The following is a 16662-nucleotide window of genomic DNA, read 5'->3' on the forward strand; positions in this document are numbered from 1 at the left end:
AACGGTGTGCACCGAGATGTCGATGTACCTGAACAATACCCAGCGACGGAACTAGGGGGAAGCGGACGATCCCCCCGCAGGCGGCGGGGCCTGTCGCCGCGTGATCAACGTGACCCGGGGCCGATACCGATGGGCGCTGGCGGTCGTCGCCGTCTCCGCTTTCATGATCACGATGGACAACACCGTGGTCGCCAATGCGCTGCCGAGCATCCAGCGCGATCTCGGCATGGACAAGACCGCGCTCGACTGGGTCGCGACCGGCTACATCCTCATGTTCTCCTGCCTCATGATCGCGGGCGGGCGGATCACCGACATCTACGGCTGCCGCACCGCGTTCGTCAGCGGAATGGCGATCTTCACCGGGGCGTCCGCCGTCTGCGGCCTCGCCGGGGCGGACACCGTGCTGATCCTCGGCCGGATCGTCCAGGGCGCGGGCGCCGCGCTCGCGCTGCCCGCCACCCAGGTCATGATCACCGTGGGCCGGACAGACAAGCAGCGCTCCCTCGGCACCATCGCCTGGGTCGGTGCGGCCGGGGGCGCGACGGCGCTCGGGCCGACGATCGGCGGGTTCATCGTCCAGAGCTGGGCGTGGGGCTGGATCTTCCTCATCAACATCGTGCCGGGGATCCTCGTCATCCTGCTGGGGCTCTTCGTCCTGACCGGCAAGGGCGAGAACCGCACCGCCCGCGTCGACCTGCCCGGCGTGCTGATCTCCGCGACGATGCTGTTCGCGCTCGTCTACGGCCTGGAGACCGGACGCCACCAGGGCTGGGGCGACCCGGCCGTCCTCGGCGTGTTCGCCCTCGCCGCGATCGCGTTCGCGTGCTTCGTCGTCGTGGAGCGCTGGGCGCCCGACCCGATGATCAACATGCGGTTCTTCCGGAACCGGGTGTTCGTCGGCGGGCTGCTGTCCCAGATGCTCTGGGGCATCGGCTTCAACGGGATGATCTTCTACGCGGCCACGTTCCTGCAGCGCTACCTCGGCTTCTCACCGCCGAAGGCCGGGCTCGTCATGCTGCCGTCCGCGATCGTCGTCATGATCACGACGCCGATCTCGTTCTGGATCGCGGCCAAGCTCGGGCCGCGCATCGCGATCGGCGGCGGCATGACGCTGATGGCCGGCGGCATGATCCTCTTCTCGATGATCCACCGGGACTACGGCTTCGCCGACCTCATGCCGGGCGTCCTCATCACCGGCTTCGGGTCCGCGATGTGCATGCCGCTCGTGATGTACGTGCTCAAGGCCGTGCCGGAGGACCAGGCCGGCGTCGCCAGCGGCATCCTCAACGTCATCCGCGAGATGTCGGGCGCGTTCGGCATCGCGATCCTCGGCCTCCTCATCCACGACATCCCCGCCGACCACGCCAGCACCGCGTCGCTGAACTCCTTCCGCGACGGCATGGCGTCCGGCCTGATCCTCGGCGCCGTCCTGGTCCTGTTCGGCGGCATGATCAGCGGGGTGACGCTGCCGTCCAAGCGCGGCTGGATGGGCCCCAAGCACGGCCGGCGCCGCTCGTCCGCGCCCACCGCCGAGCCCGTCCTGACCCCCGCGCCGAGCGTCCAGCCCCTCCCCGCCCTGGAACCCGCCGAGCTGGTGGGCGCCCACGCCACGACCCCGCTCCTGGCCACCCGCTCCTACGACCCCCTGCCCGAGACCCCCGCGCCCGCCGTGTGGGCGGCGGACCTCCCGCACGAGACCTCCGCGCCCCTCGCCCTCCCGGAGACCACACCCGCACCGTCCGGCGACCGCCCGCACGCGCCCGCCGCGCGGCTGAGCGACCAGCCGCACAGCGCACCCGTGAACGACCACCCCCGCGGAACCCCCGCACCCAGGCGACCGGACGACCGCCCGGGTGCGACCCCCGCCCCGCGCCGCGACCGCCCCCGCGAAGTGCCCGCGCCCGCCGCGCGGCCGAGCGACCAGCCGCAGGGCGTGCCTGCGGACGAGCGTCCGCGCGAACTGGGCGAGCGGGCGCGGGGGGCGTCCCTTAATCCCGCGGATCCGGGGCGGGGCGAGCAGCCTGAGTCGTTGCGCGTGTCGAGTCGGGGTCCGGCGGACGGGGATCCGCTCGCGTCCGTCCCGCCGACCGGGGGGCATCTGCCGTGGTGGTGGCAGGTCGAGCCGCCCCGGGGCGCGCGGCCGGCGCGGCCCGAGCCGGACGACGACCGGCCGTGGCCGCCGCCCCCGCCGGAGGGTTATTACGCGCCCTACACTCCCGAGGACGCGCCGGACCGTCCGGAAGCCCGGTGAGAGGAGCCCCGTGAGCCGCACCATCGTGATCTTCGCCGCCGGGTCGCGGGGCGACATCCAGCCGTGCGCGGCGCTCGGCCGGGCGCTGCGGGCGCGCGGCGACACGGTCCGGCTCGTCGCGAGCGCCCGGTACGCGCCGCTCGCGCACGCGGCCGGGCTGGAGCTGGCGCCGCTCACCGCCGACCCCACCGAGATCCTGGACTCCGACGCGGGGCAGGAGCTGCTGGCGGGCGGACGCAACCCGATCCGCTTCCTCGGCGGGTTCCGCCGCATCCTCGGCCCGCTCGCCGAACGACTGCTCACCGAGTGCCGTGACGCGTGCAAGGGCGCCGATCTGCTGCTCGGGCCGACGCTCGGCATGCTCCCGGCGAACCTCGGCGAGCATCTCGGCATCCCGTGGGCGCTGATCCACTTCCAGCCGAGCCGGGCGACGGGCGCGTTCCCGCATCCGTTCGTCCCGCAGGCGGGACGGCTCGGGCCGTGGGCGAACCGGGCGAGCTTCGCCGCCGTCGACCAGATCGCCTGGCAGCTCTCCCGCCCGTTCATCAACCCGTGGCGCCGCGACGCGCTCGGCCTCGCGCCGCTCCCGCTGCGCGGCATGGCCCGCGACGACGCGCGGCCCGTCCTCGCGTGCTTCAGCGACGCGGTGGTGCCGCGTCCGGCGGACTGGCCCGCGAACGTCCACCTCACCGGCTACTGGTTCCTGGACGAGCCCGCCTACGAACCGCCCGCCGACCTCGCCGCGTTCCTCGCCGCCGGGCCGCCGCCGGTCTACGCGGGGTTCGGCAGCATGGTCGCCAAGGACCCGGAGCTGACGGACCTGACCGTCCGGACGGCGCTGCGGGTCGCGGGGCTGCGCGGCATCGTGCAGGGCGATCCGGCGACGTCGGACGACGATGTGCTCGCCGTCCGGGACGTCCCGCACGCGTGGCTGTTCCCGCGCACGGCGGCGGTCGTCCACCACGGCGGGGCGGGGACGACGGCGGCGGGCCTGCGCGCGGGCGTCCCGACGATCGTGTGCCCGTTCTTCGGCGACCAGCCGTACTGGGGCGAGCGGGTGGCGGCGCTCGGCGCGGGGCCGGACCCGCTGCCGTTCCGCGCGCTGACCGTCCCGGGCCTGGCCGCGCGCCTGCGCCGCGCGACGACCGACGCGTCGATCGGCGAGCGCGCCGAAGCGCTCGGGACCCGGCTGCGCGCGGAGGACGGCGTCGCCCGCGCCCTCGCCGTCCTGGACGCCGTATCGTGACGGACGTGACCAAGCCACGCGGAGACGTCGGCCCGCCGCCCGGCGGTCCCGACGAGAAGACGACGCTGCTCGCCTTCCTCGACTACCTGCGGGAGGCCGTCGCCGCCAAGCTCGACGGCCTGTCGGAGGAGGAGGCGCGCACGCCGGGCGTCGCGTCGGGGACGAACCTGCTCGGGCTCGTCCGGCACCTGACCGGCGCCGAGCTGAACTGGTTCGTCTGGGGGTACGCGGGCGAGGACATCACGCCCGCCAGCCTGAGCTTCACGCCGGACGCGGGCGACACGATCGAGAGCGTCCGCGCCGCCTACCGCGAGGCCACGGCGCGCTGCAACGCGATCGCGGCGGCGTGCGACGACCTGGCGGCGCCGGGCGTCCGGGCACGGCGCTCGAAGCCCGGCCCGTCTTTGCGGTGGATTCTCGTCCACATGATCGAGGAGACGGCCCGGCACGCGGGCCACGCCGACATCCTGCGCGAACGGCTCGACGGCGCCACCGGCCGCTAGCCGGCGAAGCTCACGAGGAAGTTCAGCGCCTCCTCGGCCGGGCTCCCCGGCGGCGCCGTGTAGATCACGAGCAGGTGGTGCTCCGCGCCGGGCACCCGGAACGTCTCGTAGTTCAGCGCGACCTCCCCGACGGCCGGATGCCGGAACCGCTTCGGCCCGTGCGATTTCTCGCACACGTGGTGGCTCGCCCACAGCTTGCGGAACGTCTCGCTGCCCAGGGACAGCTCGCCGACGAGACGCACGAGATCCGGGTCGTGCGGACGGCGCCCGGCGGCCATGCGCAGGATGCCGACGGTGTTGCGCGCGGCCTCGTCCCAGTCGGGGTGGACGTCGCGCGCGGCGGCGTCCAGGAAGATGCGCCGGGCCATGTTCCGCTCGCGCGGCGGGAGGTTCGGGAAGTCGGCGAGCAGCGCCGCCGCCAGGCGGTTCCAGGCCAGGACGTCGTTGCGGTCGTTCATGATCACGGCCGGGGCGCCGGGGACGGCCGCGACGAGCTGCCGCAGCGCGGGCCGCAGCACGTCGCGTCGGACGGCCGGCGTCCCGGCGCGCCGGGTCAGCCGCGCCAGGTCGTGCAGGTGGGCGTGCTCGGCGGAGTTGAGGCGCAGCGCCCGGCTGAGCGCGTCCAGGACCTCGGCGGACGGACGGTCCGCGCGTCCCTGCTCCAGCCGCACGTAGTAGTCGGTGCTGAGCCCGACCAGCTCGGCGACCTCCTCGCGGCGCAGGCCCGGGACGCGGCGGCGGCCGGTCGCGGGCAGGCCCACGTCCGCCGGGGACACCGAGGCCCGCCGGACGCGGAGGTAGTCGCCGAGGCTGGTGACGATCAGGTCGGCCATGCCGTCCAGTATGCGCGAGTCCGTCCGGGTGAGGGTGGTCCTGCCGTACCCAGGGAACGGCGCTCTCTTCCTGCGGCGGCGGCCCCGCGCGGACGATCGGCGGCATGTCCACTCTTACTCTCGACACGTCCCGCGCCCAGCGGGGCTACTGGCCGACGGTCGTCGCGGTCGCGTCCGCCAGCATGATGCTGCCGTTCTCGGTGACCGGGGCGGCCGTGGCGCTGCCGAGCATGGCGGCGCACCTCGGATCCTCGGTCGGCGGCGCGCAGTGGATGCTGAACGCCTTCAACATCACGTTCGCCGCGCTGCCGCTCGCCGCCGGGAGCCTCGCCGACCGGCTCGGCCGCCGCCGGGTGCTGCTCACCGGCATCGTGCTGGTCGGCGCGCTGTCGCTGCTGATCGCGCTGGCGCCGTCGATGGCCCTGGTCGATGTGGCCCGGACGGTCCAGGGCGCCGGTGCGGCGGCCGTCCTCGCCTCGGGCGCGGCCGTGCTGGCGCACTCGACGTCCGGACGGCGCCGCCAGCTCGCCTTCGGCCTCCTCGGCACCGCGTTCGGGACGGGCCTCGCGATCGGCCCGCTCGTCGCCGGGGCGCTGGTCGACGCGGCGGGCTGGCGTTCGGTGTTCCTGCTGGTCGCGGCCATGTCGGTGCCCGCGTGGCTGTGCGCGACGCGGGCTCCCGAGTCGCGCAACCCCGCGCCGCCCGCCGTGGACGTCGCCGGGCTCGTCACGTTCACCGCCGGGCTGGCGTGCCTGTCGTTCGCGTTCGTCCAGGCGGGGTCGGCGGGCTGGGGCGCTTGGAGCACGCTGCTGCCGCTCGTCGCCGCCGTCGCGCTGGTCGCGCTGTTCGCCGTGGTCGAGACGCGGCTGGCCGGACGGGCGATGTTCGACGTCCGGCTGTTCCGGCGTCCCGAGTTCGTCGCGGTGGTGTGCCAGCCGTTCACAGTGACGCTCGGGTTCGTGATCATGCTCGTCTACCTGCCCGCCTACCTCCAGGGCGTCGGCGGCCGGACGACCTCGGCGAGCGGCCTGCTCCTGCTGCCGATGACCGCCCCGGTGCTGCTGCTGCCGCTCGCGGCGAGCCGGCTCGCGGCGCGGACGTCCGTGCGGGCGGTGCTGACCGGGGCGTCCGCGCTGATCGTCCTCGGCGCGCTGCTGCTGACGACGCTGCACAGCGGCGGTTCGTGGTGGGCTCTGGCGTTGCCGCTGCTGCCGTTCGGCGCGGGGGTGGGCCTGGCGTTCGGCGTGATGGACAACGCGGCCGTCAGCACCGTCCCGGTCGAGAACGCCGGGGCGGCGGCGGGCATCTTCAACACGATGCGGATCACCGGCGAGTCGGTGGCCGTCGCCGGGGCGGCGGCGCTGCTCACGACGCTGACGGCCGCGCGGCTGAACGGCGTCCCGGCGGACGTCGCGACGCGGATCGCCGGCGAGGCCGTCCAGGGCCAGGTCGCCGCCGCCCATCAGGCCGCTTTGTCTGCGGGCTTCACCAGCGCCTTCCACACCGTCGGGCTCGTCCTGGCGGTGCTGTCCACGATCGGCGGCGTCCTCACCTACCGGGCGCTCACACCCCGCTAGTGCTCGTTCACCGGGGTCGGCGAACAGGACGACGGCTCAGGAGGTGAGCGGCTCGATCTCCCCCGCGAAGACGATGACCTGGTCGATGAGGCTCCGTCGCAGATGGACGACATCCGTTCCCGCCAGGCGGGGGCCTCCGTCGGGAGTGGTGAAGACCCACCGGTACCGGGCCCATTCGTCGGGCATGTCGACCGCTGAGCTGCGCACCATCGTGCCGGCCCCCGCCGGGTGGTGGCGGATGTCCAGCACGAACCGCCCGACCGCCCCGATTCCCTCGCTGCGGCCCAACGGCCCCCAGAAGACCACGTCCGACGTCAGCGCCTGGGAGAGCAGGGCGGTCACATCGCTGTCGTCCGAGGCGTTGAACGCGGAGATGAAGGTGTCGATCGCGGAGCGTGCGGCCTCTTCCTGCATGCCCCACTAATACCAGCCGCTTCGCGTGCGCTCCTCCCACGAGCGGCCTTCCGGTCACAGCCGCTAGTACGACTGAAGCTCGATCAGGTTGCCCTCCGGGTCGCGCAGGTGCGCGGCCCGGAGCGTCGCCCCCCAGGCCGGACGGTCCTGCGGCGCGGCCACACTCCGCGCGCCGAGCGCGATGAGCCGTTCGGCGGCCGTGTCCACGTCGTCCACGCGGAAGACGAGCATGCCCCGGTCCTGTCCCGCGGGCCGCCCGGTCTCCCCGGTGATCTCGGCGATGGCCGCGCGACCGAACAGCGACAGCACGGCCTGGCCGTCCAGGTCCCAGTTCGCGTACCGGGCCTGCGGGACGACCTTCACCGGCTCGATGCCCAGCAGCTCCCGCAGCGCCTCCTCATAGAACCGAGCGGACGTGGCGAAGTCGTCAACGAGCAGGCGCGGATAGAGCGCGTCCATGGGCCCGTCCTTCCGTAGGTCATGTCCAACGATTGGTCAAGCCCTACGATAGACCCCATGAGCGACACCGTGCCGCCCCGCCTGCTCGGCATCTCGACGTACGTCCTCGCCCGCGTGGGTCGCACGGGACGCGCCCGCATGGCCGCGATGCTCCGCGAACGCGGCCTCACGCTCTGGGACCTGGCCGTCCTGACGGCCTTGGACGACTCGCCGCCCGCGTCGCAACGCGCCCTGGCCCGCCGCTTCGCCATCGACCCGAGCGACCTCGTGGACGTCATGGCACGCCTACTCGAAGCCGGCCTGATCGGCCGCGACCGCGACCCCACCGACCGCCGCCGCTACCTGATCACGCTGACCGCACGCGGACGCGCCGAACTCGACCACGCCACCGCCCAGGCCGCCGACCTGGACGAAACGCTCCTGGCGCCGCTGTCCCCCGACGAACGCGCCCAGTTCACGGCCATGCTCCACCGCCTGCACGCCCACCACGCCGAACGGGGCATCACGCCCTAGTCGTGGTCATAGATCGTGACGGCCACCCCCCGATCGACGAGGTTCTGCCGCACGAGCGGCTCCACGCGCTCCCACTTCCCGCCCGCCAGACCACATCCGATGCGCGGCGCGTGAACGCTCGCGCCCAGCTCCAGCGCCTTGGACCCGACCGCCGCCAGGCACTCATCAATCGCGTCATACCGGACGGGCGGCCCTTTGCTCCCCGTCCGCGTCCCGTGCTGCCCCACCATGTTCGCCACCCACACCAGCCGCTCGACCTGCACGAACTGCACGGCGCCGAGCCGGAACCCGCTTCCCGGCCGTCCGCGCCACCAGGCCCGGTACTCCTTCTCCGGCTCGGCCCACCGAGCCGACACCGCGAGCACGAACCCCTTCCCCCACCCGCCCCGGTCGTTGCACACGTGCGCGATGAGCTTGACGCCCTTGGCCTGCGGAGCCGTAGCGTCCCCGCGCACGAACCGGATCCCGTCCACGTCCCGAACCTAACCGCCGCCACCGACAGAACGGCCCGGTCAGCGACCGGTGCGCGGACGGTCAGCGGACGCCGCCACAGTGCAGTTCATCGACACCCGACGGAGGTCACGATCATGAACGGCACCCGCAGCGAGCTGCACATCGACGGCCGCCGGCTCTCCTACCTGGACTTCGGCGGCCCCGGCCGTCCTCTGCTGGCCCTGCACGGCCACCTCTCCGAGGCGGACGCCTGGTCCGGCCTGGCGCGAGCGCTGGCGCCGGGCTGGCGCGTCATCGCCCCTGACCAGCGCGGCCACGGCGACTCCGACCGGGCGTCGTCCTACACCCGCGACGACTACGTGGCCGACGCGATAGCCCTCCTGGACCACCTGGGGATCTCGCAGGCCGTGACGCTAGGGCACTCCGGCGGCGCCATCACCGCGTTCCAGATCGCCGCCCGCCACCCCGGCCGCGTCGCGGCGATCGTCAACGTCGAGGGGCCGGTCTGCGACCTGGACGACGGCCCGAGCGCCCTCGCGTTCGTCCTGCCCATGCCCTACACCGCCCCCGACCGCCAAGCGCTCTTGGACGCCATCGGCCCGCTGGCCCCGGTCCTCGGCGACAAGCTGCGTCCTACGCCCGACGGAGGCTGGCGCCTGCCCTTCCACCCGCAGGACACCGTCACGTCAGAACAGGGAACGCACGGCGACCACTGGCCCGACTGGACGGCCACCACCTGCCCCGCCCTGTTCGTCCTGGCCTCCCACAGCCAGGTCATCACGCCCGAGCAAGGCCGTCAGATCGTCGCCCGCCGTCCCAACACGCGCGTAGCCGAACTGGACGGCGACCACTTCGCCCACGCCACCGACCCCGAAGCCTTCACCGCCGCCGTCAGAACCTTCCTGATGACCCTCTCGTGAGCCACTAGAACCCGGAAGCGCGCTTGTACTCCCCGTAGGTGTCGCCCAGCAGGTAGCGGAGGTCGTCGTTCAGCGCCGTCCCCACCTCGGGCGGCACCCGCTCCGGACCTCGGCCGACGAGCGTGGCGAACCACTCCAGCAACACGTCCCCCGCGCCCGGCCGACTCCGCGCTCCGACGCAGGGCCACTCTGCGATGCACAGCGGCTCGTCCGGGGAGGCCCCGAGTTCCGCGAACTTCCGAGCCGAAAGCGTCAACCGCACCAACCACCCGCTACGCGCCCCGAAAATCCGCTCGGCGCTGTGGACGCGGATGCCGTCCCGATCCGCGAGCCGCTGTAAGCGTCGTGCCGACATGCCGATCCCTCCCCGTGGACCCGCGCACACCGAACACGCCGGTTTCGCCGCAGTGCCGGCCTCTGATCCCCAAGGCCAACGCCCTCAATCGACCATACAGCCACAGTTGTCTTTTTGACAGACGCCCACAAAGACGACAATCCACACAGCCATCGTCCGCAACGCCGAACCGCTGAACCGTGCCCCGTGAACGTGCGCGGCGGCATGCTCAGCCAGCGTCCAGCCGCCGTCGCACTTCGGCGGACAGCCCGACGACGGCCTCCCGCAGCGCCGCGACAAAGCCGGGGCACGGGTGGCCGGGACGATGTGCGAGGACGGTCGGACGGACCGCCGCCGGATCGTCCACCGCGACCACCGCCACCGAAGACGGCAGCATCGGCACCGCCAGCCCCGGGACGACGGTGACACCGAGCCCGGCGGCGACCAGGCCGAGCTTGGCCGTCCAGTCGCGGGCCACGAACGCCACGTCCCACTCCCCCGGCCAAGTGCCGAGCAGAGTCGACCCCGTATCGGCGGCACCCGCAACCCACCGTTCGGCCCGCAACGCATCCGGCGGCACAGCCGGCCCACCCGCCAGCGGATGCCCGGCGGCGACCGCGACAAGCAGCGGATCATCCACAAGATGCACGACCTCAACACCCTCAGGAACCGGCCCGGTCGCGACGGCCGCATCCAACCGCCCCCGCGCAACCGCAGCCAGCAGGCTCGGACTCAACCCCTCCCGCAACAACACCCGAATCTGCGGCTCACGTTCGCCCAGCGCAGCCAACGCACGCGGCACCAACGCCGCAGTAGCCGTGGCGAACGCACCGACGCGCAGCCGGACGGGCGCACGCGACCCAAGGCCGTCCAGCTCCTGCCGAACCGCATGCAGATCAGCGAGCACAGCGTCAGCACGCCGAGCCACAACCCGTCCGGCAGCGGTAGGCCGCACACCACGCGCCTGCCGCTCGAACAACGCCCGCCCCGCCGCCCGCTCCATCAACGCGATCTGCCGGGACACCGCCGACTGCGTGTACCCGAGCCGGTCGGCAGCCAACGAGAACGAGCCAAGACGAACCGCCTCACGGACCACCCGCAGCCCGGCAACAGTGAACTCACTCATGCGCAAAACAGATACCACACATGCGAAAGATTCGTTTGCCGCATACCTGCCCTGCTCCCTACCGTGGCAGCCATGAGCACCGAAGAGAACAGAGAACTGATCCGAGCCATCTTCGCCGAGATGGCACGCGGCAACCCCCGAGCGCTAAGCGACGCGATGTCCGACGACTTCCGCTGGGTGTTCCCAGGAAACTGGTCCTGGACAGGAGTCTGGGAACCCAAAACCGTCGCACTCTCCGGCCTCCTGCGCCCCCTGATGGCTCAGTTCACCGACTACCGCAACGAAGCCGACCTGATCCTGGCCGACGGCGACCGCGTAGTCGTGCAGGCCCACGCCACCGCAAGCACCAAGCACGGCGACCGCTACGACCAGACCTACTGCTTCATCTTCCGAATCGCGGACGGCAAAATCACCGAGGTCATCGAACACTGCGACACCGCCCTAGTAGAACGAGTCCTAGAGCCCCTGATCCCCACCGAAAAATCGCTCCCTTGAACAACCGCCCCACGATCCCCGCTTCACAACCGGTACCCAAGCCTCCGCACGGGGCCAAGTGAACCGCCGCAAGAGGTTGGCGCGAGCGAACGCAGTCTGAGCGAAAATAGGGTTCGGTAGTCGCGTATGTCACGGAAAGCGCGCTCGACGGCGGCAAGCCTGGCCAGGCCCAGGCTTTCCCAAATGGCGCCGCCCAGCCAGCTCAATTCCGTCACCGCTGCGGCAGCCTCGGCGAGGAACTCGGCCGATAGCAGCCATCTTCGCCGGCGGTCCAGTAGTCCGTCCAGAACTTCGCAATTGACAGCGATGCCTACGAACCATAAGTGCGGTGGTGCACAAAATGAGCCAAAAACATTTTCGCCCTATCCGAAAACCAAGAATCTTTAGTTAATACTGCCGACCAGGAATTTTTTCTCCACCCGGATAAATTCGAATCTCAAACTTCCTGAACCGCAGCAATATCGGGCTCGTTCACGGCCGCCCGCTCCGTGCTCTGGCCAGCCCCGGAGCTTTCGACGTGTCCGCCCTCGTCCACGCCGATCCACCCCGTTGTTAGCACCGCGTTAGCAAGATTCCACCCAACGCCTCGCAAAGGGCAAGGAATCCGGAGCGCAAGGCCGTCCATGGCCCGAGCATCCGGAAGCCCTGGGGCAGCGATCACGCCAACCACTCTCCAGACCGCAAGCCCCCAGGGCGATCGCCTCGAACCCCGGCACCACGCTCACATGGCTGACCATTATTTCCCATAAATAAGACACCTGCACCCAGACATCGCCCATGCGTACACGCCTGCCGACATATCCCTTTCTATGCTCAACAGGTCTTTCTATCGCCCGATAATCAGAAATAAAAGCTCGCCGGGTCGTCCAGTGCGCGCATTACCCGCCCCCTAATGCCTTTGACCTGAACGTACAAGTGCTCACGTCCCGCAGGAGCCGGGGATATCCATCCTCCCGAGACGAGCTTTCCGATCACGTCTGGGACGAGTTCTCGACTTCTCATATCCATACCCCGGAAGAGTGCCCCCTCTTTGCGCCCGCTGCCCGGCTGCGCGTAGATCTTTTTAAGTATCGCCAAAGCGACGCGTCGTTCCGGGGAAATTTTCAGCTCCATGATCGCCGCAGTCGTGCGGTTCGGTGCAGAGAAATTGTATATCTCACACGAGGTGAGATTCTTGTTTAGCCAATCTGGGATTCGAGAGGCACCTTCGAGGTAGCCAATGATAGTGTTTCGGAAGATGGGAACTTTTTCACCCGCATCTACGTCTGAAACGTCGAGAGTCTCAATCACACAATCACTGAAGGTGGTGCGTGACTGTATGGGATCGTCTCCAGACAAGGTGAGGAAAGGAAAAATCACTCCCTCGATCAGAAATTGCTCTCTAGTATTGCCTTTCCCAGGGCCCAGTTCAAAGTGGACTCGTAGCGCATCCGCAAGTACGGCATCGTATTGATGGTTGTTCTGTCGTCGTTTGGCTGCAGCAATTACGCCAGTAGCCGTTACTCCCGCATCAACACAGGCTGCAGTAGCCACTCCGATTCCTAGTTCGCTTGCAGCCTGCACCCATGATGCACTTCTTGAAAGAGCGTGGCTATCGTAAGGACTAATCAGATACTGGGCTAGATCTTCCCCGTATGCTGTCTCAGCGAGAGACTTGTCGACGAAGTATCGCTTCTCTCCATCCAGTGCCGAATTCGTTTCAGCATCCGCGATTGCTAGCCCCGGAAGGCGTAGAAGAACTTGAGAACCTTCTTCATCTGGTTCTCGTCCATTGACATCAATGAATGCGGTGCGAAGCATGCTAACGTCAACAGGTCCGGTCTCATCACCGTTCGAGCGCGCAATTGTTGCTACGCGCGAAACGAGACGTTGAATGACCTGAGGGCGGACTGCGACAAACATACGCGATTCTCGCTCACAAACAGCGCTAAACAGCTTTCGCCATGCTGTAGTCGGGTTCCCTAGGGTAGAATCTATTTCCGAAAAAAGTTGCATTGACACTAGGTAGCCGATAAGCAAGGGGCGCGTCGGCATCCAGTCAGGCACGGACCATTGAACGCCTACTAGATCGAGATACTTTTGCAGCTGCTCCTTGTCGAAATCGTTCAAAGTAAGGAGGTTGCAGGTTAGCCCAAATCCAAGCGCATCCAGCATCTCTTTTTCGGAAGAGAAATAGTGGGATCGTCCGCAAGTGATTACACCCGAGTTAGTAGGAGTTTCCTCGATCAGTCGTCGCACGGGGGCTAGTGCCTCCCAGCGGAAATCCTTTAGATCTGACGCGCTGCCGAGCCACCGAGGAGGTACTACCTCGTCAAATCCATCTAGCAAAAGGGTGCATGAGCCAGCACGCCAAGCAGAAATAAGTTTATCCCCCTCCGGGAACCCGATCTCCTCGGCATGGCGTCGTATTATTTCTGCAGGGCTCCTAAGTCCCACACAATCCCGAAGATTAATGTGCAAGGGAAATCTCTTTAGCTTATGACTGCGAAGGTGTGCCTTTCGGAGGCTAAGATATATTTCTCTCAGTGCATGACTTTTGCCGATACCGAACTCTCCCGATAGCAAGAATCGTGACCCTGCCGCCAGTCTCTCCGAGACGTCGCCCACATGAAGAAGCCCGCCCTGTTTAGCGAAAAATGGCACTGGAACTTTAACGTCCGGAAAATTTTGACGAATTGAGTAGGCAATACTTCCGAACGGTGCCTTGCCGCGTGCTGCAAGGTATGCCTCCGAATTACAGAGCCTCCCCAGTAGGGTAGTCACGCTAATCGGATGGATCACTACTTGTGAGCCACGCAGCATTTGTGCAATCACTTTCTTTTGATCGGCTGTCGGCTCCTCTCTTGTGACAAACCAGCCAGTCAGGCTTTTAAATGCGTTTTCCGGCTTGCGTTGCAACTCGGTGAGCATATCTTTTGTTTTTTGGGCATCGTGCTTGGCTTTTTCGACATCCCTGCGAGTAGTAAACTCGTATGCGTGTATAGCATCGGAAGTGACGAAAATAGCGTCTCTTTCGCGGCCCTGGTAGAAGACCGGACCTTGCAATCCGGCCGGGTCGTGAATAGCTCGAGCTATGTTCAAAGCCCGCGCTTCAAACTCAAAACTAGACTCGTCCTGTGGCATTGATGGCCAACCGCTCTCATAACAGGTCAAACAGGTAGTTGGCCATGATAGCTGTCCACCGTGCTTCATGCAGGCATCTCGGAGATTTTCGACTTTGCGGCGTTCCTCCATGGTGCGGGGCGCGAGACCAAACCTGAAAAGGAGCATGGCAAGGCGCGCCGGGACCGGCCTGGAGAAGCCGCATGCTCGGTGTGCACCCCGCACGTGCGCCTGGCCGCGTAGCGGGTCGCCCTTGAACACGTAGAGTAAGTTCTCATTCGGGCGGGCGCTGGCGGTGCTGTGGTTGGTTAGGTCATGAGTTTGCGGAGGGTGGTGCGGGTTTGGTCGGCGAGGCTGACGGCTGCGCCTAGGCGGTTGTCGATGGTGACGTGGACGCCTGGTGGTGCATCGTCGGGGTTGAGGGTGCTGGTGTACTCGTCCCAGTGGCGCAGCTTCCAGTGGTCGCGGGGGCGTCGCGGGTCTCGATGTACTCGTGCATGGTGTCCAGGTCGCTGTTCACCCAGACAGCGGCGACGTCCACGCCTCGGGCCTTGCAACGGTGCGTCAGGCGGGGAAGCCATCCGAGGGTGTTCAGCTCGTTGATGAACGGGGCGGCAAGGATCAGGGAGACTCCGCAGTCGATGTTGCTGTAGGCCAGGTTCATCAGCGACCGGTACTCGTGCGGGCGGACGTCGTCGCGGTACAGGTCGGTCTGGCGGTCGTGGGGGTCTCCGCCGAGGGAGACCAGGAGGCGTTCGGTCATGCGGCGCGTGAGGGCGTCCTTGTCCAGGACCGCCCATCCCGACAGGTCGGCCAGGAAGCGGGCGAACTCGGTCTTGCCCGATCCCGCGTAGCCGCCGACCAAGACGAGGACGGGTGCGCCGCCAGCGTTGGCGACGGTGCGGCCGTGCCACGCGTTGGCGATCCGGGCCTTCAGCGCTTCGCCGTCAGGGAAGAACGCCGACAGGTCGAACGGGAACCCGGCCGGCCCGGTGTCGATGCCCCGGGCATGGGCGGCCATGCGCTCCAGGACGGCGAGCGGCACGTCGTGCGCTCGGGCGATGCGGGGAAGCCAGTCGTCAAGGATACGGTCGCCGCGCTCCCACCGGGACACCTCGTTGCGCGTGAGGGTCGCCGTTCCCGCCAGCTCGTTCAGCAACTCGGCTTGAGCGCGCTGGCTGCGGGTGCCACGTAGGCGCGCGAGATACCGGCCACCGCACTCATTTCGGTAGTCAGAGGCTCTACGACTCAGGGCTGGCGGCAGGGCTTTCAATGGCCAGCGTGAGCTGGACGATTATTGCGGGCGCATCGGTGGATCGTGGTGACGTTGCACCTTTCTGTCGGTGCCGCTCGGCGTGGTCAGAGGGCGGCGAGTTTGGCGGCCAGTTTGGGGGTTGGGGCGCTGTCGCGGGAGCGCCAGGCGTAGCCCTCCACCTCTTCCGCCTGGAGTACGACCTTGGGTTCTTTCACCCAGAGTGCCCAGCGGAAGTCGGCGTGCCAGTGTTCGGGTTCGCCTTTGGCCGGGTTGGCGGGGATGGTGTGGACGTCGATGTCGACCGGGGTGACGTCGTGGCCGGGTGGGGCGACGGCGCCGTGCCAGGAGATTCCGGTTTCCTCTTCCAGTTCGCGTAGCGCCGCGTAGGGCAGTGCGTCGTCTTCGGGTTCCAGGTGGCCGCCGGGCAGCAGCCAGCGGCCGAGCGCGATGTGCTGGATGAGCAGGAGCCGGCGGGTGTCGTCGATGACCACGGCACCACAGGTGACGTGCCCGCCGTTGAACTCCTTGCGCGAGGTCAGGTCGGTTCCGGCGTCGAGCGCGTCGGTGAGGGGCCGCAGGTGGTCGGTCTCGTTGGGGTAGCGGGCCAGGTACCGGGCGACGGTGGTCCGGATTTCGTCGTGGGTGATGCTCATCGGTCCGTCCCATCGAAGTAGCGCAGCCAGGTCGCGGCGATCAGGTTGCGTTGGGGCATGTCCAGCTCGCATTCCGGGTTCATGGCACGACGGCATGGTGGCGAGGAGGTCGCAAACGCGTCCTCCTCAGCGCCAGCGGCGGGTCTCGTTGATCTGCTCTTTGCGGCGGAACGCGTCCTCAAGGTCGATCCCGGCCCGGTTGCATACCGAGACGAGCATGATCAAGGCGTCTGCGGCCTCGCTTCCGAGGTCGGCGGCGCTGCGTTCCCCGTTCTGCGGTTGCCCGTTGTAGGCGGCGACCGCGTCGAGGACTTCGCCGGCCTCGCTGCCGAACTTGAGCGCCTGGTCGGTGATGCTGCGGCCGATGAAGCCGCGCTCGACCTCCAGCCTGCGGACGTATTCCTGGACGTCCTTCAACGCCGCACCCTGCGGCAAGGGCTCCATGAGCAGTGCCATCCTCGCGGGAGTGATGGGGTGGGATCGCCGGGAGGCTAGCAGCGGCGAGTGATCGCCGTGGCCCGTCTGCGC

General features: G+C 68.5%; 17 protein-coding genes. 7 read left to right on the forward strand and 10 right to left on the reverse strand.

The window, feature by feature from the left end:
* Positions 1-109: 109 nt before the first annotated feature.
* The 3 genes from BTM25_RS02025 to BTM25_RS02035 are packed head-to-tail and all read left to right on the forward strand — an operon-like array spanning position 110 to position 4000.
* Entirely contained in the window at positions 110-2251 is a 2142-nt protein-coding gene (locus BTM25_RS02025; RefSeq protein ID WP_103562691.1) for an MFS transporter, read from the forward strand.
* 10 nt (positions 2252-2261) lie between these two features.
* A complete protein-coding gene (locus BTM25_RS02030; protein WP_103561052.1) occupies positions 2262-3497 on the forward strand; it encodes a glycosyltransferase in 1236 nt (411 codons plus the stop codon).
* A 5-nt stretch (positions 3498-3502) separates the two neighbouring features.
* Positions 3503-4000: a DinB family protein gene (locus tag BTM25_RS02035; protein WP_205647938.1), complete on the forward strand. Its 498-nt coding sequence runs from the start codon at positions 3503-3505 to the stop codon at positions 3998-4000.
* On the opposite strand, the gene BTM25_RS02040 is transcribed toward BTM25_RS02035, so the two are convergent.
* Positions 3997-4833: a helix-turn-helix domain-containing protein gene (locus BTM25_RS02040; RefSeq protein WP_103561054.1), complete on the reverse strand. Its 837-nt coding sequence runs from the start codon at positions 4831-4833 to the stop codon at positions 3997-3999. The genes BTM25_RS02035 and BTM25_RS02040 overlap by 4 nt on opposite strands.
* A gap of 104 nt (positions 4834-4937) precedes the next feature.
* On the opposite strand from BTM25_RS02040, the gene BTM25_RS02045 reads away from it, so the two are divergent.
* Positions 4938-6410, forward strand: coding sequence for an MFS transporter (locus BTM25_RS02045; protein WP_205647939.1), 1473 nt, complete (start codon positions 4938-4940; stop codon positions 6408-6410).
* Positions 6411-6446: 36 nt separating this feature from the next.
* On the opposite strand, the gene BTM25_RS02050 is transcribed toward BTM25_RS02045, so the two are convergent.
* Together BTM25_RS02050 and BTM25_RS02055 are read right to left on the reverse strand one after the other, a co-directional pair.
* Complete coding sequence (locus BTM25_RS02050; protein WP_103561055.1) at positions 6447-6824, reverse strand: nuclear transport factor 2 family protein; 378 nt, start codon at positions 6822-6824, stop codon at positions 6447-6449.
* A 63-nt stretch (positions 6825-6887) separates the two neighbouring features.
* Positions 6888-7283 (reverse strand): VOC family protein, encoded by a 396-nt coding sequence (locus BTM25_RS02055; RefSeq protein ID WP_103561056.1) that lies wholly within the window; start codon positions 7281-7283, stop codon positions 6888-6890.
* Between the two features lie 57 nt (positions 7284-7340).
* On the opposite strand from BTM25_RS02055, the gene BTM25_RS02060 reads away from it, so the two are divergent.
* Positions 7341-7796, forward strand: coding sequence for a MarR family winged helix-turn-helix transcriptional regulator (locus tag BTM25_RS02060; RefSeq protein WP_168211969.1), 456 nt, complete (start codon positions 7341-7343; stop codon positions 7794-7796).
* On the opposite strand, the gene BTM25_RS02065 is transcribed toward BTM25_RS02060, so the two are convergent.
* Entirely contained in the window at positions 7793-8269 is a 477-nt protein-coding gene (locus BTM25_RS02065) for a macro domain-containing protein (RefSeq protein ID WP_103561058.1), read from the reverse strand. The two genes, BTM25_RS02060 and BTM25_RS02065, sit on opposite strands and share 4 nt — an antisense overlap.
* Before the next feature lie 114 nt (positions 8270-8383).
* Between BTM25_RS02065 and BTM25_RS02070 the strand changes: the two genes are divergently transcribed.
* Positions 8384-9169, forward strand: coding sequence for an alpha/beta fold hydrolase (locus tag BTM25_RS02070; RefSeq protein ID WP_103561059.1), 786 nt, complete (start codon positions 8384-8386; stop codon positions 9167-9169).
* A gap of 4 nt (positions 9170-9173) precedes the next feature.
* On the opposite strand, the gene BTM25_RS29405 is transcribed toward BTM25_RS02070, so the two are convergent.
* Complete coding sequence (locus tag BTM25_RS29405) at positions 9174-9314, reverse strand: hypothetical protein (RefSeq protein ID WP_168211970.1); 141 nt, start codon at positions 9312-9314, stop codon at positions 9174-9176.
* 418 nt (positions 9315-9732) lie between these two features.
* Positions 9733-10629: a LysR family transcriptional regulator gene (locus BTM25_RS02080; protein WP_103561061.1), complete on the reverse strand. Its 897-nt coding sequence runs from the start codon at positions 10627-10629 to the stop codon at positions 9733-9735.
* A gap of 72 nt (positions 10630-10701) precedes the next feature.
* Here BTM25_RS02080 and BTM25_RS02085 point away from each other — a divergent pair, with 72 nt between their 5' ends.
* Complete coding sequence (locus BTM25_RS02085; protein WP_103561062.1) at positions 10702-11124, forward strand: nuclear transport factor 2 family protein; 423 nt, start codon at positions 10702-10704, stop codon at positions 11122-11124.
* Between the two features lie 840 nt (positions 11125-11964).
* Here the strand turns inward: BTM25_RS02085 and BTM25_RS29030 are convergent.
* From BTM25_RS29030 to BTM25_RS02100, 4 genes are all read right to left on the reverse strand, one after another.
* Complete coding sequence (locus tag BTM25_RS29030; protein WP_168211971.1) at positions 11965-14247, reverse strand: NACHT domain-containing protein; 2283 nt, start codon at positions 14245-14247, stop codon at positions 11965-11967.
* Positions 14248-14593: 346 nt separating this feature from the next.
* A complete protein-coding gene (locus tag BTM25_RS02090; RefSeq protein ID WP_103561063.1) occupies positions 14594-15385 on the reverse strand; it encodes an AAA family ATPase in 792 nt (263 codons plus the stop codon).
* Between the two features lie 200 nt (positions 15386-15585).
* Positions 15586-16134, reverse strand: a complete 549-nt coding sequence (locus tag BTM25_RS02095) for an NUDIX hydrolase (RefSeq protein ID WP_103561064.1) — start codon at positions 16132-16134, stop codon at positions 15586-15588.
* A 126-nt stretch (positions 16135-16260) separates the two neighbouring features.
* The gene (locus BTM25_RS02100; RefSeq protein WP_103561065.1) at positions 16261-16590 is read right to left on the reverse strand and encodes a MazG nucleotide pyrophosphohydrolase domain-containing protein; all 330 of its coding nucleotides are present in this window, start codon (positions 16588-16590) and stop codon (positions 16261-16263) included.
* Positions 16591-16662 lie beyond the last annotated feature (72 nt).

Source organism: Actinomadura rubteroloni, assembly GCF_002911665.1.
Classification (GTDB): Bacteria; Actinomycetota; Actinomycetes; order Streptosporangiales; family Streptosporangiaceae; genus Spirillospora; species Spirillospora rubteroloni.

Coding starts and splice junctions, on each gene's coding strand:
- BTM25_RS02040 (WP_103561054.1), bottom strand. CDS start 4,833: ATGGCCGACCTGATCGTCACCAGCCTCGGCGACTACCTCCGCGTCCGG.
- BTM25_RS02085 (WP_103561062.1), top strand. CDS start 10,702: ATGAGCACCGAAGAGAACAGAGAACTGATCCGAGCCATCTTCGCCGAG.
- BTM25_RS02070 (WP_103561059.1), top strand. CDS start 8,384: ATGAACGGCACCCGCAGCGAGCTGCACATCGACGGCCGCCGGCTCTCC.
- BTM25_RS02045 (WP_205647939.1), top strand. CDS start 4,938: ATGTCCACTCTTACTCTCGACACGTCCCGCGCCCAGCGGGGCTACTGG.
- BTM25_RS02080 (WP_103561061.1), bottom strand. CDS start 10,629: ATGAGTGAGTTCACTGTTGCCGGGCTGCGGGTGGTCCGTGAGGCGGTT.
- BTM25_RS02100 (WP_103561065.1), bottom strand. CDS start 16,590: ATGGCACTGCTCATGGAGCCCTTGCCGCAGGGTGCGGCGTTGAAGGAC.
- BTM25_RS02055 (WP_103561056.1), bottom strand. CDS start 7,283: ATGGACGCGCTCTATCCGCGCCTGCTCGTTGACGACTTCGCCACGTCC.
- BTM25_RS02060 (WP_168211969.1), top strand. CDS start 7,341: ATGAGCGACACCGTGCCGCCCCGCCTGCTCGGCATCTCGACGTACGTC.
- BTM25_RS02050 (WP_103561055.1), bottom strand. CDS start 6,824: ATGCAGGAAGAGGCCGCACGCTCCGCGATCGACACCTTCATCTCCGCG.
- BTM25_RS29030 (WP_168211971.1), bottom strand. CDS start 14,247: ATGCCACAGGACGAGTCTAGTTTTGAGTTTGAAGCGCGGGCTTTGAAC.
- BTM25_RS02095 (WP_103561064.1), bottom strand. CDS start 16,134: ATGAGCATCACCCACGACGAAATCCGGACCACCGTCGCCCGGTACCTG.